Raw genomic sequence first — 15,526 nt, forward strand, 5'->3', positions numbered from 1 at the left:
CAAAACTCAAAATTGCTCCTCAAAATCTTGAGTTTATGACATTCAATCGATTTTCGAATCATGAGCTATAATTCTGAAACTTTCATTATTTGAGAATAAAATTGGTTTTGGGATGAGCTCAACATGTGATTCATTTGCCTTTGAGTTCAAAGTTAAATTACAAGGTTTTTCAGACTGAGTTTGCTGTTACATTGAAATCTTCTTTAGGCACGCCAACATTTAATTTTGGTAATTTTATTTGATTGCGATTTTGGAATCGTGTCCCATAATTTTCTATAGTTTATAGGTTTACATATGGCAAATTAACAATCTATCATACTAAACTTCAATGAAAATTTGTTCAGTATTTTTCAGTATTTATATTTGTTGTGGAATTGATCCACACGTTAATCAGCTTTTAACCTGATCTATAGTTAGTTAATGTGCTAAAACGGCACCGTGAAAAATATTTTTATTTCTAATACCAACCTGCCGAAAGCAGGTAAAAAAGCTTCTAGTATTTTGAATAGTACAAAAATTTCAATCACAGATATTTTTTCGTTATTGCTGCTACAAATATTGTAACAATACCTCCGAATAATGCAAGAATACTACCAGAAAAGATTTGTGGCCAAAATGCATTGGAGCCGATCGTTAACTGGAAAGGAGGTGATGTACTGGGTCTAAAATCTATATCACCTGTATACCTTGCTCTTATAATGTGCGAACCAAATGGAAGAGATGAAGTATCCAAAGTTGCCTGTCCATCTGTTAAGTCTTTAATTCCATTTTCGATAGGGGTTGATCCTTCCATGAAAATAATTTTGCCTGAAGGGTGTTTTGTTTCTTGAGATGTTGTATTTACTTTAGCTATAAGCGTTATGGGTTTCCCAATTAAAGATTGAATTAGATATTGATCGAATGAAGAAGATATGGAAGTTGTGGTTTCTACTCTGGATTCTTGAGAAGAACCTATAAACTGGCCTATACCAGAAGGACGATTTCCTACAAACACTCTGCTTGGGAGAACAGTGTTAGTCGTGGTGTTAATTACAGAGACACTGCCAGAATCGTTTTCGCTACCTGCAGTTGTTACATACACCCACTTTCCATCTCGAGCGATCGAAACCCCACAGGGATTCTCATCTACAATTATATTTTCTGTGACCATATTTATGGTTGTATTAATTACAGAGACAGTGCCAACGTATTTGCAATGATTTGCCACATATACCTTTGTTCCGTCAGGGGTAACTGCAACACCAGCGGGATATTTTACTACCTTCACAGTGGCTGTGACATTGTTTGTAACTGTATCGATTACAGAGATATTGTCGCTACCTTGGTTAGTTACATATACTTTTTTCCCATCCGGTGAAACTGCAACTCCATAAGGGCTGGTTCCTACCTTCACAGTGTCTATAACATTGTTTGCAGTCGTATCGATTACGGAGACAGTATTATTGCCACTATTTGCCACGTATACCCGTTTTCCATCAGGTGTGGTTGCAACTCCAAAAGGTTTAGGTCCTACATCGATCTCGACAATAGTATTGTTTATAGGGTTGATTGCGTAAACCTTTTCGGTCACGTAGCTTGAAACATATAGCGTTTCGTCTTCAGTGATTGCAACTCCAAAAGGCTTGATTCCTTTGCCTTCGTCTACAAGCCTTGTTGTGACCTCGTCGGTACCTGTGTTGATGATAGAGAAAGTGTATCCAAGATCATTGTCATTGCCATAGTTTGTTACATATACCCTTGTTCCATCATGATTGACTGCAACTCCTACAGGATTATTCCCTACAGGCACAGTGGAGATAACCTTATTAGTTGTTGTGTTAATTACCGAAACATCATTGGTTTTCTCATTTGGAACATATGCATATTCAGCAGACGAGCCACTTTGTAAAGAGGATGCCGGTTCTATAAATAAAAAAAGAATTAAAAATAATAGAATAAAAGTTGAAGCCAAAAATAGGGAATATGTTTTATTTTCTTTTTTCATTTATTTCCCTGCCTCCCTATGTAACGCCCGAAAATCTAATTTAATGTAATGTTTTTATAATTAATATTCGGATACTTAATCAATAATTTAAAATGTTTGAGTTTTTATGCTAATTGGTTAATTTATGTGATATGTATGTTTCTATAGATTTAAATCAATGAATTCTGATCCATTTAAATAATCATAGTGGAAATAATTGTCAGAAACTCGGTTATTCATTAATAATCATTCTAAATTATGAGTGAAGTAAGAACAGGAGATTTATAGCGTCATAATGGGGCATTAAAAGAGGACTGATAACGTTATAAGTAAAGGGTTGCCCAAGCCAGTTCAATGGCTCAAGGTTGAGGGCCTGGTCTCGTCGGAGTTCGTGCGTTCGAATCGCAACCCTCGCATCCAGACTTTTTTTGCTATTCATTATTTTGTCTCTTGATGTCTAGACTTTTCTGTTGACTATGAGACTACTCTAGCTTCTTCTTCTAGTCTTTTCTCAATTCTCACGAGTGGTTTTACGTGTTTTTATCTCTTGATCTTTACAGGCAATAATTTTCTGCATGTATGATGCTTTTCATCTGGATAATTCTACGATTCCCTGGGAAATATATTTATAGTATTAGATAGGAAGTAGGTTACCTAATTCCTAAATAATTACATATAATCTTTGTTAAACTAATTTCAATTGCTATTACTTAAAGATGGAGGTATAAAATGGAATACGAACTTGAAGAAGTCGAAAGGGATTACATAGAATTCAGAAAAGAAATCGGTGAAGAATAACAAAGAAAAATGAAATATATAAAACAAACACGAAATATTTCTAAGTACAAGGCACAAAAAACAAACATGAAATACTTCAAAGAATAGGCACAAAAAAGAAAGTATTTGGAAGTACTCTCATGCCAAATGAAAAACAAAGTATCAAAATCAAATCCAGACCGTATCAGCAAGTTGTTGACCATGTTTTAAGAAAAAGATAGATCTTTCATGCGTTTAAGTAGATCGTTCATGTGTTTACCATCAAAGAAAAAAAGAGATACTGATTTTGACTCCCTCATATGAGTTCCCAGAAAGTATGCGTATAAGATTACGCAGAAATCCCATCTCTTCTCTTTTTAATTCCACATTTTGTTTTATTCCGCTATTCGTTTTAACTATGTTATATGCCTCCGATATTGCAATATTCGAGTAGCAAAGAATATGAAAAACCCTATAAAGAGAGCTATCAAACAGAGGCCAACTACCAGGTCTGGCTCACGACTTTTCCCACCACAGCCAGGCGGTGTATGATTTTTCCTTCATTCTTATACCTCCGTTTTCGCAGGAAAATGCTTCGGAGCATAGCCATAAGAAGATGCGATTGTATCCTTAATATCCCTCAAAACGGTTCCGTATTGTCCTTCCAGGTTTGTGGGGCCGATGACTGTATAGTTATCTATGATCAGATCCGGGATATCTAAAAGATTGTATCTGTCGACATAAGATGCGCCTTTTTGCGAATTAACTCTGATTTCCTGATAAACGACAGGTATACCTCCTTTACGGGCTTCTTCAATAGCCTGCCTGACTAATGGCATTGCTTCGGTACATCGATGGCAGCTTTCATCATAAAGATATATGGCGGTAACCGGTTTCGTATCTTCCGCCTCAGCCACGGATGGCAGTGTGGGTAAAAGTAATAATATGACCAATATTGCCAGGTACAGCTCATGTAATACGTTTATCTCTTGATTTTCGGAAAACCGATGATAACTGGACCTTAACATAATAACCCCTGTACAAACTTGCTTTTAACACATCTGTATGTCATACAATTTTGAATAAAATCGATAACTTTTCATACAATAATACATACAAATGTTAAATAAGTAAGTCTGTGTAATAAAAAATGTTACAAATCTTTATATTTTGTAACAGTTAGTTTACGAATGGTTCATATTATTACTTTTCGGAATTGAAGTATATTTAATAAATAGCAACAGGTGCCATATATGAATGATAAACCTGAAAATGATAATCGAATAACCGGGCATTTGAGTCATTTCTATTTTAAAAAGGGTTTTGTGTTGTGTGTACTCATAATGCTTTTTATAGTATCTGTAGAAGGGTGCACTGAACAGACAGGTCAGATTACAACAACTGCCGCAGACTCCTCGACGACAGCAGCCGCGCCTGATGAACAATTCCGTTACGTGAAGGATATGCGTGGCGTTCAGGTGAAACTGCCTAAGGATATCCAGCGTATCGCTACCATCGATGATGGGTTTGTTGAAGGAGTCCTGACAAATCTTAGCGAGGTTGATAAAGTAGTCTCCGTCGGTTCAGTTGGGCTTGGTTCCAGTTCATTTTATCAGTCAAATATTACTCTAAACTCCGGTACAAATTATACTTTTAGCGGTGGATCAAACACGATGTGCGTTGTTAATCCATGGCTGGCTAATGTGTCCTGTACGGAGTCTTCGTCAGGCATGACCATAATTAACTATGAAAAACTGGCAAGCGCGAATCCTGATGTTCTCATCATAAGGGTCGGTGACTGCTCCATTAGTGCCAATGATATCGAAAATAACAATAAAAAGATATCAACGATCGAGTCGCTGGGTATACCCGTAATTGTGCTCTATTCACCGAACAATTACAATAATTCCGGCCTGAACACCATGCGTGATGAGATGAGCGTAATCGGACAGTTGTTCGATAAGGAGAAAGAGGCAATGGCCCTGGCAGACTATCTGGATAATACGGAAAAGATGATCCTGGACAGGACCAGGGATGTCCCTGAAGATGAGAAGGTCACAGCGCTGTACCTCGGGATTTCTTCCAAGGCCAGGCAGAGCGGCGGTGCCGGGTATGTGAGCGGCACCGATACTCCTGAATCGTACATACTCGAGACCGTTGCCAATGGCAGGAATGCTTACCAGGACACCGGCTCTGGAAAGCTGCTCAATGCCGAGCAGGTGCTGGCATTAAATCCTGATGTGATTTTTTTACCCACATATTCCGGGTACCATCCGTCTATCGAACTGCAAGATGCAATATATTACCAGAATGTGCAGGAACTTCAGGCAATAAAAAACAAGCGTATCTATTCCATGCCTTACACGCCGAGAAACTGTGACCGTCGTGTCGAGTATCCTCTGGATTTGCTGATTGTCGCTAAAGGCTGCTATCCTGATCGTTTCCAGGATATTAAAGTCCATGAGTTTGCGTTGAAACTATATCAGGATGTATACGGGGTGGATCGTGCAACAGCAGAAAAAATAAGGTCGGCCCAGTACCTTGACTGGACTGTCGAGTACGATTTCTAAAAATGCGGTGGAAAGGATACAGGTGTGTTATGGAATGCATGGTGTGCAGATGAAAGTGTCGAAGTGTATCAAGCGTGCTGCTTCGTTTAAACACGTGGCTGGACTGAACGATAGAGCAGGGTTCCAGGGTGTTTGTCGTGGAAGAAGTATCGAATGACGTGAAAAAATCGACCCTTACCACCCTCGATTTTTTTGAAGCGAGGAAGCTTTGTATCATGCTTTTCCTTGCTGTTGTGATGGTGGCAGGCGGTATGGTCATGATCTGTTTAGGGACCTATCATATCTCTATACCGGAAGTATACTCAATCATTGCCACTCATCTCTTTTCATCGGATAACGTGGATTCCCTGAATAAACTGAAAAACACAATTGTCTGGAATATCCGCTTCCCGAGGGTCATTATGGCTATAACCGTCGGCATCGGTCTTTCTGTAGCCGGGGCGATTTATCAGGGATGTTTCCGCAACCCTCTTGTGGAGCCATACATCCTTGGGGTATCTTCGGGAGCGGCTTTCGGTGCAGCTCTGGGGATAGTCTATCCTCATATCTTTATTTCTATACAGCTGGGTGCTTTCATATTTGCCTCGCTCTCCGTATTCCTTGCATACACGCTGGCAAGGAGCAGGGGGCAGACGCCTGTTGTCACGCTGGTACTCGCCGGTATCATCATAGGCTCGATATTTTCCGCTTGTGTTTCCATCATGAAATACCTCTCAAACGATACACAATTGAGAGAAATTGTCTTCTGGATGATGGGCGGCTTCTACTACACTACATGGGATGATGTGTATCTTACCGTGCCTGTTGTGTTAATATCCGTAGCTATCATGTGGTTCTTCGGGTGGAAACTGAACGTCCTTTCTATGGGTGATGAGGAAGCCCGAGCGCTGGGTGTGAACCCGGAAGTTTTTAAGTTTATTTTCATCGTGCTGGCTACGCTGGTGACTGCCATCTGCGTATCTTCGGTCGGGATTATCGCATGGGTCGGCCTGATGATGCCCCATGCAGCCCGTCTTATCCAGGGGCCAGATAATCGTTTTGTCATTCCCACAGCTGCACTGATGGGAGGTGTTTACATTATTTTTTGTGATACGATTGCTCGCACTCTTACTTCGGCAGAAATCCCTATAGGGATTATCACGGCTATCGTAGGTGCACCTTACCTCGTGTATCTGTTGCGTAGTAAAGAAAAGGAGATTTTTGGGTGATAATGTGTTAAAAGTGGACAACCTGAGCTTCGGGTATAACAGCGTACCCATATTCAAAGACATCTCATTCAGAGTAAAGAAAGGTTCTTTATGCGGACTTTTCGGGCCAAACGGCTCCGGGAAGACAACCCTGTTCAAATGCTGCATGAGCTTCCTGAAGTACGATAACGGCAGCATATCCATTGACGGGTGTGATGTCAGAAAGAAAAAGATAGGGGAGCTGGCAAAACTTGTCGCCTATGTGCCTCAGGAACACAAGCCACCTTTTCCGTATCTTGTCAAGGAGGTCGTATTAATGGGCAGGACTCCCCACATGGGCGGCATCTTCGGTATCTCTGATGATGACAGGAATAAGGTCCAGGAAGCAATGGAAATGCTCGAAATCTCCCATCTAGCCGATAAGCCCTATAACCAGCTCAGCGGTGGCCAACGCCAGCTCGTGCTCATCGCAAGGGCTATGGCACAGGAAACGCCTCTTATGCTGCTGGACGAGCCCACATCCGCCCTTGATTTCTGTAACCAGATACGAATCTGGAATATTCTAAAAAAGATATCCTCGAAAGGGACAACTATACTGGCCTGCAGTCATGACCCAAACCACATCTCATGGTTCTGTGATGATGTAGCTGTCATGTACCGGGGAGGTCTGGTCGCAAAAGGTAATCCGAAAAGCGTGGTATCTGAGCAATTACTGGGCACCATATTTAACAATATCTGCAGCGTTGGCTACATGGACCGTCTGATGATGGTATACCCGAAAAATATCCAGACCGAATGTCCAGTAGCCACGGTAACCAGTTGCTCGCAATAAATAAATTATAAACAGAAAGGAGGACGTCTGTATAAATGTTTTTTAGCTAAATCCTCCGATGATAATCTGTCGTTTCGCAATAGCATCAGGAGTAATTTCAGCAACGGTAATTATTCCTTTTTCTTCTGTTTTACGGTCTGCCTTATAATGATTTTAAGCTTTTCCTTTTTCTTCCTGTGCACATCACTTATGTATATTTTGTGATGCTTTTCTCCGGGCGCGGTACTGCCAGAATTCAGGCCATCGGACTTGGATTCAGGTCATTGAACTTTATTTTATGAAAGTGCATCAGGTCATTGAACTTGATTTTGTGAAAGCATATCTCTTTATCTCTTCTCTATACTCTTCTGCCATCTCAACATACTCTTCAGCATTTTCCTGTATAGCCTCAATATCTTCCTCGTTCGTTTCCCTTTTTACCGCACCCGGGACCCCAATAATAAGGCTGTTAGGCGGGAACTTCTTCCCCTGGGGCACAAGCGCGTTTGCACCGACAATTGAGTTTTTCCCTATCTCTGCCCCGTTCAGCACAGTCGAATTCATGCCTATTATTACATTCTCCTCTATTTTACACCCGTGCAGAACAGCCCCGTGCCCTACAGACACGTTGTCCCCAACCTGAACCCCATTTTCAGGGTCTGCATGGATAATAACGCCGTCCTGGATGCTTGTCCTGTTGCCGATCTCTATTTTGTTCTGGTCTCCCCTGATTACTGCATTAAACCATATGCTTGAATGGCTCCCTACCTCAACATCTCCTATTATGTCCGCAGAATCCGCAACGAAAGCCGTCTCAGCAATTCTGGGACTCATCCCTTTAAATCTCATTATCATCTTTATCCTCCACTTCTCAAGCTTTATCGTTTCTTTATCGTTTCTTTATGCGTATTGTTTATGTTATTTCTTAATTTTAGCTTCTGCTACACATTGTTTTCCCCACTTATTTCTGCATGCTTCAAAAATAGCTCCTGATTCAGGCTGCATAACGATAAATGAGATATGTGATAACAAGTATTATCAGAACAGGGCGGAAGTTTGTCCCTACTTCTGTATATTCTGCATTCTTTTTTTCAGGCTTTTCTCGCTTGAGCATGTGGTCTATTATTGAACTGATTGAAGGGTCTGTCAGATATTCCTTTTTCCTGTACCTTAGCATGAGCACAAAATGTATTGCTGTTAGCACAAAAGCCAGGAAGAAAGCCGCAAGGCCATCTATTGAGATATAGCCTGTATAATTCAATGCTCCAATGGCTAAAAAAGAAACAAAATATACCGGTATTGAGCGCAAGAGTTCTTCTTCCACAATAGGGTCCAGTTTCACGCTGTGGCTCCTTACTATCGATCAGCATATGACTTTTAATTGTATACTTATTTCCCATCACTGCCTTAATTAATTTATGTTGCTCGTGCTCTTTCTCGTGATGATGGTGTCCTTTTCACTCCTCGAGGTTCTTCCCAGGAGGATAGTGTCCTTTTCGCTTTCTCCGCTCGCTCAAGAGGCCTAATTCATAAAGAGTATAAGCTAAACTCAAAAAAGACTAATCTGGAAGATATGATTTGGAAGGTACGGAGCGGACTTTTCTTAAGGGGCTAAAAAGAGTTAAATCACGAAAATATCTTTTACCCGTACAGGTCTAATCTCTTTACAGGGTCTTTCCTCCAATGCTCGAATGAGGGAGGCCTGTCCAGGGAAGAAGAAAAGGAAGAGAACAGATAAATGGTCTATTCTTGATTTAACTTATTCCAGGCTTGACCTATTCCAGGCTCTTCATTTTACTTGTCTTTCATCTGCCTTACTTTTTCTGAGCTTCCTTTGCTCTGGTGAGTCCGAGCTCGATGAAACCTATCCATGTTTCAAGGCTTTCCCAGTCGTGTTTCGATGTAAGGATCACCGGCACTTCAGGGTTTAAGGAAAGGATGTCGTCCCTCATCTTTTCGGAATCAACATCAACTGCATGTGCAATATCAACCTTGTTTATGACAGCAAGCTCTGAAGTCTTGAAAATCATGGGGTGCTTGAGGATAATGTCGTCTCCTTCCGTGACGCTCACAACCACAACCCGCAGGTGTTCTCCCAGCTTAAAGTCCACAGGGCAGATAAGGTTGCCTACATTCTCAATAATCAGGAGATCAGTGTTATCAAGGTCTATCTCACCCAGAGCCTTTTCTACAAGCTTCGCATCCAGGTGGCACTCTTTTCCGGTATTTACAGGGATTGTCGGAACATCCAGCTTTCTAAAACGGGAAGCGTCCATCTCTGCAATAACATCGCCTGCAACAACGGCTATTCTGTATTTATCCTTAAGGTGCCTGATAGCCTCTTCAATCAAAGTGGTCTTTCCTGAACCTATTGCTCCCATAACATTTACTGAGAAGACACCGTGTTTGTCAAGAGTTTTCCTGTTCTTTTCGGCAATTTTGTCATTTGCCTTGTAAACATCATGTCCCATATGGATTACATGCATTAACATAAACATCACCAGGGTTGCTTATTATCTTGATCGGAATTCGATATTTATTATTAAATTAAATTGAATTAACTTATATTAAATTGAATTAAATTTGAGAAGCTAAAGGCTATTCATATAAGTATTTTTGAGTGAGATCCGTTGTGGACGCTTGAGATTTTAGTGAATATCTTTTGGGAGTGATTTGAAAAGGATGTACTTTCCTTTTGCCAGTATCAACTTTCACTGAGATTCGTTTTCAAAGGAATCAATTTCTTCGAGACCGGCCATAATCTTGAGAAGGCGCATGGTTTCTTCACTTTCCTCTTCCGAAATCTCAGATATCGCATATCCAACATGGACGAGGAAATGCTTTCCAATCATGGATTCCTCGGCACCTCCCATAAGTGCCATATTTACATCTCTGCAGATCCCGCCCATGTCAATAGTTGCTGTGTTTTCATCCACAATAGCCGTCATTTTACCAGGAATTGCTATACACATATTATATCTACCGTTTTCTTTTCCAAATTTCATTTTTCAAAATTCGATATTTTAGAGGTTTTTATAAAAAATCATTTAAGAGAATTGATTTTGTGCAATCTCTCGCTATTTGATCTTTTCCGCTCTATTAATAGTATTCGACTTATGCTTAAGGTTTATTTTATCAATATGGTAATTAATATTTTAATTTGTATTTAACTGATGTCTGATTTAATATTTATAGAATTAAGTTCTGGCCTGTTTTATATCTTTAAGAATTTATTTCATATTTGTAAAAAAAGATAAGTATTGTAATGCTAATATCTAACGAAAACTGGTTAATAAGCGAGAATTGGTCTGGCATATTTAATGCAGGATGATTGTTTCTGGATTTATTAATTCGGTTATTAATCCGGTGTTTTGTAAAAGTACATATTCCCGAAATTTTATTTCAGCTGACAATATATAGTGACCCTTCTATATAATGCAACATTTATATAATTGAAGTAATTATATTATTTTAATTATGAGTTTGGAAATGTTTACTACTTCTGATGTTGCCACAGCTATCTGTAGTTCCTGTGACAAGAATGAGAAGTTAAAACTTCAAGCGTTGCTGTTAGTTAAAAATGGTTTGAGTCCAGCTAAAGTTGCAGAAGATTTCTCAGTTCATCGTTCAACAGTTCATCGTTGGATGAAAAGAGCTGAAGAAGAAGGTTTGTCCAGCCTTAAATGTAGACCTGGTCGAGGAGTAAAGTCTTTTTTAACTGAAGAGCAACTTTCTGTGTTAAAGAAAGCATTATCAGAGCCAATACCAACAGATGATGGCTTTTCTCGTGGTTGGCAAACTAAGGATGCAATTCAATTTGTCAGAGAGAAATTTGGAATATCTTATTCCAAATCAAGAATGAGACAAATTATTAAAAATTTAGGATTTAGTAGAATTACATGTAGACCTCAATCAAAAAGACGAAATCAGGCATTAACAAACGAATTTATTGCTGAAATCAAAAAAAAGACTCTTAAATCCTGACTATTTATTTGTCACTCAGGATGAGAGTAGTTTTTATTTAGACTCAAACAGATCAAAATGTTGGGCAATAAAAGGCTCTAAGCCTATTAAATTTATAAGTGGTTCAAAAACAAAAATCAATATTGGAGGATTCTACACTGAAAACAGAGACTTTTATTGGTATGATTTAGGGATTAAAAAGAATACAGACTCTTTCTTAAAATCATTAATAAAGCTTAAAAAAGACATAGGAAGAAAAATATTTCTTCTACTGGACAGAGCAACATGGCATAAATCGAAAAAAGCAAGAGAATTCTTTCAAAATAACAAATATTGGTTGCAAATATTACTTTTCCCTCCAGCTACTCCAGATAGGAACCCAACAGAATATTGTTGGAAAACGACAAGAGAAGAGTTAACGTCAATAAAATCATTCAAGAATATTAAAGTATTAAAGGAAGAACTAGATGAGTTTTGGGAGAAGCATGTATTCACGCACAAGATGTCGCATTATTTAAAATGGTGACTATAGTTCTATTTTATATCCTTTTTGTTTCTTCATCTTTACTTTATAACTTATATTAATCCTTTCTCTACCATCTTTTTGTCTATATAAAGCTATAAATCATTATTTTAAGCTCTATTTCACTGTTTTTAAGATGATTTTTGTTTTCTTGTCTGTGATTAGTAACTTTCTTTTTATGTTACTCCCTGATTGTTTTTAGATTTAAAATTTCTTTTTATCTGAGTTTCTAACCTTTTCTGACATTTTTTCAGGGACTTTATCAAGACTTTCAGGAGGGACAGGTTTTAAATTACCCGATAAAAACCAGGATTTAAATATATTTTTAATTATGGCTCTATACTCTGGTTTATTTATAATTCAAACATCAATTCACAAAGTCGTAAAAAATAATTTATTATTTTTGAATTTTTTTTGTGCTTTTAATTATAAAATTGTCTATATTTTGGCTATTTTTTCATATTTTGTTTGCCATTTTAGAGGGTGAATTTCTGCGGTGACAGATTTTAATTTTTGCTTTTGTTTTTATAGTCAATCAATTTTACAAAAATTTATTTTGCTGATTAGTAAGGTATCTCAACACGTATTCTCATTTTCGATATATTTATATATATTTATGTTTATTTAATACATTCTATCTCTTAATTAATATATTAACTCACTTGTGTAAAAATCCTTAAATACTATTCCCTCATTCAAAACATTATCAGTATATTTATATATGCATTTATATAGTTACAGTTAGATTAATCTAAAGCCCCTTTCGACATATATTTTGGGTAAAATCAAGATGTGGTAGAGATGAGTACTGGAATGAAAAACCTTACCCGTACACTTGAGAGTATGGATTTCTTAAAAATGGACCGCCGCACCTTCATGAAGGCGGTAAGCGCTCTGGGTGCAACTGCATTTCTTGGCACCTATCAAACAGAGATTGTAAATGCGCTTGAGTTTGCAGAGACAAAACTGATCTGGATACACGGTTCAGAATGCACCGGATGTTCAGAATCTCTTTTAAACGGAGGCAATCCTGATGTTGCACAGGCTCTGACAAAACTCAATGTAAACCTTGCTTACCATGAGACACTCTGTATGCAGCAGGGAATATGGAATGATGGTGAGCTTGTAAACACCTCAGAGCTTAACTCAGAGATTTTACTTGAAGACCTTTACAAAGAAGGTAATTACATCCTGGTTGTTGAAGGGTCAATCCCCAACGGTCCGGACGGATCAGGACGATACCTGGTTATAGGGAACAAAACGTTCAAGGAGACACTCGGAGAGGCTGCAGAGAACGCAAATGCAATAGTTGCAGTCGGTGCATGTGCATGCTGGGGAGGAATTACCTCTGCGGACAGCGATATTGAAAAGGAGACAGACTACAGAGGAGTTGCTTTCAAAAAGACCGATGCATCAAAAGGCATGCTCAAGGAACTTGGAATTGACAAGCCGGTAATTAACATACCGGGCTGCCCTGCTCACCCTGACTGGATTCTTCTTACCCTGGGTGCGGTAATACTTGGAAAAATAAAGATACCGGACGACCTGCCAGCAGCTCTTGACCAATACGGAAGGCCAAAGGTGTTCTTCCCACCGGACCATACAGTACATGAAAACTGCCCACGCCGCGGATACTATGACAGGGGAGAGTTTGACGAAGAAGTAGGAGGAGAAAAGTGCCTCTGGAAACTGGGATGCAAAGCTCCGTATGCACATGCAGACTGTGGAATTAGAAGATGGAACGGATCGGTAAGCATGTGTACACAGGCAGGAGGACCGTGCATTAACTGTGTAGACCCGGGTTTCCCGGATGCGTCAAGACCTCTGTATGTTGAAGCGGAAGACAAGGGAATTGTAGGGGCAAATATTGACACAGTAGCAAAGGTAGCTGTAGGGGCAGCCGCAGTTGCTGCAGGTGTGCATGCAGTAAGGAGAATGGGAAAAGGAGAGTGAGTGAAAAATGGTAAACGTTACAGTTGATCCCTTAACCAGAATTGAAGGACACCAGAGAATTTCAACAGAAGTAGATGCAAACGGTGTTATTACAGATGCACAGTCATCGTCCCTTATATTCAGGGGATTTGAACGCATACTGCAGCACCAGGACCCGAGAGACGCAGCTTTTCTTACACAGAGGATTTGTGGAGTATGTCCGCTTTCTCATGGGTTAACAGCAACAAACGCACTTGACGAACTGTACGGCGTGGCTGAACATGTCCCAAAAGATGCTCTTGTTATGAGGAACATTTTCCAGGGACTTAACATGGTGGCAAGCCATGCAACTCATATATATGTCCTGTTTGGACCTGACCTTGCAAACCCGGCATACAAAAAGGTCCTTACACCACTCGGAGACACGGGAAGCGCAGTCTGGGATGAAATGCTTGGAAGGTTTGCACCTATAAGCTACAAGATGGATGGTGCGGCTATACCTGCAGGAAGTTCATACATGGCAGCAATTCCTGAAAAGAAACGCCTTCAGGAAATGATTGCACTTATTGCAGGAAGGATGCCAGGCCCATCATCCCTGTATCCTGGAGGATACACATACCCGGCAACTGTTGCAGATATTACAAAACTGTCAACATACTATTTGCAGGTAATGGACTTCGTATCTGCACATACTCTGAAAGTTGATTTCAATACATGGATCGAAAATACATACAAGGCAAGCTCCCCTACGAAAGCGGTAAACTTCGTCACCGAACACCTGACTGACCTTATCAACAAGTCAACATCTTCCAACGACTTCTCAAAAGAAGCAGGATGGGGAGATGTAGAGTTCTATGCAGCCTTTGGTTCGGAACTGGTAGGAGAAAAACTTCTTGGCCTTCCGGCAAGCCTGAAACATGATACTATCGGAGGGTACAAGGACCCTTCAAAGATATGCTTCGTTGCATACGGAGGATATTACAAGCCAACAGACGGATATGACCCGAGGAGCCCGGCAGGAGACAGGATTTTCACATCAGGTGTGGTATCAGGAAACCTGGAATACCTGAAATTTGATCCGGACAAGATCACAGAGAGTACGGCACACTCATTCTACCAGAACAGTGTAAACGACCTCCCACCAGTAAAAGGTGAAACAGTTCCATTCACAGATCCTGAGAAAATTGTATACACAGGAGGCTCGGACAGCCAGTACAGTTGGGACAAGGCTCCGAGATATGACGGAATTGCAGGTGAAGTCGGGCCTCTTGCACGCATGCTGAACATAAAAGAGCCGCTTGTAACAGGACTTGCTCTGGCACTGGCTGAAAATGGATATTCGCCAGCCAATGTTTATACAAGGATGCTGGCTCGCATGCAGGAAACCGCAATTCTCGCATATGAGCTTCTCAACTGGGTTACTGTTGACTACGAACCCGGGGGAAAGATTTCCGTGCCTCTTGACTTCAATGCAGCTAAAGACAGTCAGGGAATGGGCCTGTGGGAAGCACCACGTGGGGCTCTTGGCCACTGGATTTCTACAAACGGAAGTGGCAAGGTTGCAAACTACCAGTGCATAGTTCCGGGTTCATGGTTGATGTCTCCAAGGGACAGCAATGGAATACCTGGACCGCTTGAACAGTCTCTCATCGGCTCAAAAATTAACCCGGTTGGAGAGGTAGATTACACCAATCCAGTTGGAATATTCCACATGGGCAGGTCATACGACCCGTGCATTTCATGCGCAGTCCACACAATAGACCTTACAGGGAAATGCGCTCCAAATACTCTAAGGATACTCTAAGTACAGTACAGGGAGAT

Annotated in this window: 12 protein-coding genes; 6 read left to right on the forward strand and 6 right to left on the reverse strand. The window is 40.1% G+C overall.

The features are described from left to right. Window positions 1–523 precede the first annotated feature (523 nt). Window positions 524–1,984 (reverse strand): Ig-like domain repeat protein, encoded by a 1,461-nt coding sequence (locus tag M886_RS08390; protein ID WP_053228878.1) that lies wholly within the window; start codon window positions 1,982–1,984, stop codon window positions 524–526. A gap of 1,301 nt (window positions 1,985–3,285) precedes the next feature. After that, a complete protein-coding gene (locus M886_RS08395; RefSeq protein ID WP_152558007.1) occupies window positions 3,286–3,672 on the reverse strand; it encodes a hypothetical protein in 387 nt (128 codons plus the stop codon). A 300-nt stretch (window positions 3,673–3,972) separates the two neighbouring features. Here M886_RS08395 and M886_RS08400 point away from each other — a divergent pair, with 300 nt between their 5' ends. The 3 genes from M886_RS08400 to M886_RS08410 all read left to right on the forward strand — a co-directional run bounded on the left by M886_RS08400 (window position 3,973) and on the right by M886_RS08410 (window position 7,308). Continuing rightward, window positions 3,973–5,289, forward strand: coding sequence for an iron ABC transporter substrate-binding protein (locus tag M886_RS08400; protein WP_053228879.1), 1,317 nt, complete (start codon window positions 3,973–3,975; stop codon window positions 5,287–5,289). A 137-nt stretch (window positions 5,290–5,426) separates the two neighbouring features. Further along, a complete protein-coding gene (locus M886_RS08405; protein ID WP_235203905.1) occupies window positions 5,427–6,497 on the forward strand; it encodes a FecCD family ABC transporter permease in 1,071 nt (356 codons plus the stop codon). Continuing rightward, window positions 6,490–7,308, forward strand: a complete 819-nt coding sequence (locus tag M886_RS08410; RefSeq protein ID WP_235203906.1) for an ABC transporter ATP-binding protein — start codon at window positions 6,490–6,492, stop codon at window positions 7,306–7,308. Before M886_RS08405 ends, M886_RS08410 begins: the two co-directional genes overlap by 8 nt. Before the next feature lie 288 nt (window positions 7,309–7,596). Here M886_RS08410 and M886_RS08415 read toward each other — a convergent pair whose 3' ends face one another. From M886_RS08415 to M886_RS08430, 4 genes are all read right to left on the reverse strand, one after another. Beyond that, window positions 7,597–8,142 (reverse strand): gamma carbonic anhydrase family protein, encoded by a 546-nt coding sequence (locus M886_RS08415; RefSeq protein WP_015412345.1) that lies wholly within the window; start codon window positions 8,140–8,142, stop codon window positions 7,597–7,599. 139 nt (window positions 8,143–8,281) lie between these two features. Next, a complete protein-coding gene (locus tag M886_RS08420; protein WP_048037169.1) occupies window positions 8,282–8,629 on the reverse strand; it encodes a hypothetical protein in 348 nt (115 codons plus the stop codon). A 472-nt stretch (window positions 8,630–9,101) separates the two neighbouring features. Further along, on the reverse strand, window positions 9,102–9,773 hold the full coding sequence (gene hypB, locus M886_RS08425; protein WP_048037164.1) for a hydrogenase nickel incorporation protein HypB: 672 nt from the start codon (window positions 9,771–9,773) through the stop codon (window positions 9,102–9,104). 225 nt (window positions 9,774–9,998) lie between these two features. After that, the gene (locus M886_RS08430; protein ID WP_226987583.1) at window positions 9,999–10,292 is read right to left on the reverse strand and encodes a HypC/HybG/HupF family hydrogenase formation chaperone; all 294 of its coding nucleotides are present in this window, start codon (window positions 10,290–10,292) and stop codon (window positions 9,999–10,001) included. Window positions 10,293–10,764: 472 nt separating this feature from the next. On the opposite strand from M886_RS08430, the gene M886_RS17760 reads away from it, so the two are divergent. The 3 genes from M886_RS17760 to M886_RS08450 all read left to right on the forward strand — a co-directional run bounded on the left by M886_RS17760 (window position 10,765) and on the right by M886_RS08450 (window position 15,509). Further along, window positions 10,765–11,776 (forward strand): IS630-like element ISMma17 family transposase gene (locus M886_RS17760; RefSeq protein WP_076611966.1). Its coding sequence is split into 2 segments (ribosomal slippage): window positions 10,765–11,249 and window positions 11,248–11,776, totalling 1,014 coding nucleotides; the frame shifts between segments, so codons are not numbered across the junction. 798 nt (window positions 11,777–12,574) lie between these two features. Continuing rightward, a complete protein-coding gene (locus tag M886_RS08445; protein WP_235203907.1) occupies window positions 12,575–13,726 on the forward strand; it encodes a hydrogenase small subunit in 1,152 nt (383 codons plus the stop codon). Between the two features lie 7 nt (window positions 13,727–13,733). After that, entirely contained in the window at window positions 13,734–15,509 is a 1,776-nt protein-coding gene (locus M886_RS08450; RefSeq protein WP_015412353.1) for a nickel-dependent hydrogenase large subunit, read from the forward strand. The last annotated feature ends 17 nt before the right edge of the window (window positions 15,510–15,526 follow it).

The sequence above is a fragment of the Methanosarcina soligelidi genome (assembly GCF_000744315.1).
Classification (GTDB): domain Archaea; phylum Halobacteriota; class Methanosarcinia; order Methanosarcinales; family Methanosarcinaceae; genus Methanosarcina; species Methanosarcina mazei.

What these genes read in the sequence shown, in the direction of transcription:
- M886_RS08445 (WP_235203907.1), top strand. Translation starts at nt 12,575, where the DNA reads ATGAGTACTGGAATGAAAAACCTTACCCGTACACTTGAGAGTATGGAT.
- M886_RS08415 (WP_015412345.1), bottom strand. Translation starts at nt 8,142, where the DNA reads ATGATAATGAGATTTAAAGGGATGAGTCCCAGAATTGCTGAGACGGCT.
- M886_RS08390 (WP_053228878.1), bottom strand. Translation starts at nt 1,984, where the DNA reads ATGAAAAAAGAAAATAAAACATATTCCCTATTTTTGGCTTCAACTTTT.
- M886_RS08430 (WP_226987583.1), bottom strand. Translation starts at nt 10,292, where the DNA reads ATGAAATTTGGAAAAGAAAACGGTAGATATAATATGTGTATAGCAATT.
- M886_RS08400 (WP_053228879.1), top strand. Translation starts at nt 3,973, where the DNA reads ATGAATGATAAACCTGAAAATGATAATCGAATAACCGGGCATTTGAGT.
- hypB (WP_048037164.1), bottom strand. Translation starts at nt 9,773, where the DNA reads ATGCATGTAATCCATATGGGACATGATGTTTACAAGGCAAATGACAAA.
- M886_RS08450 (WP_015412353.1), top strand. Translation starts at nt 13,734, where the DNA reads ATGGTAAACGTTACAGTTGATCCCTTAACCAGAATTGAAGGACACCAG.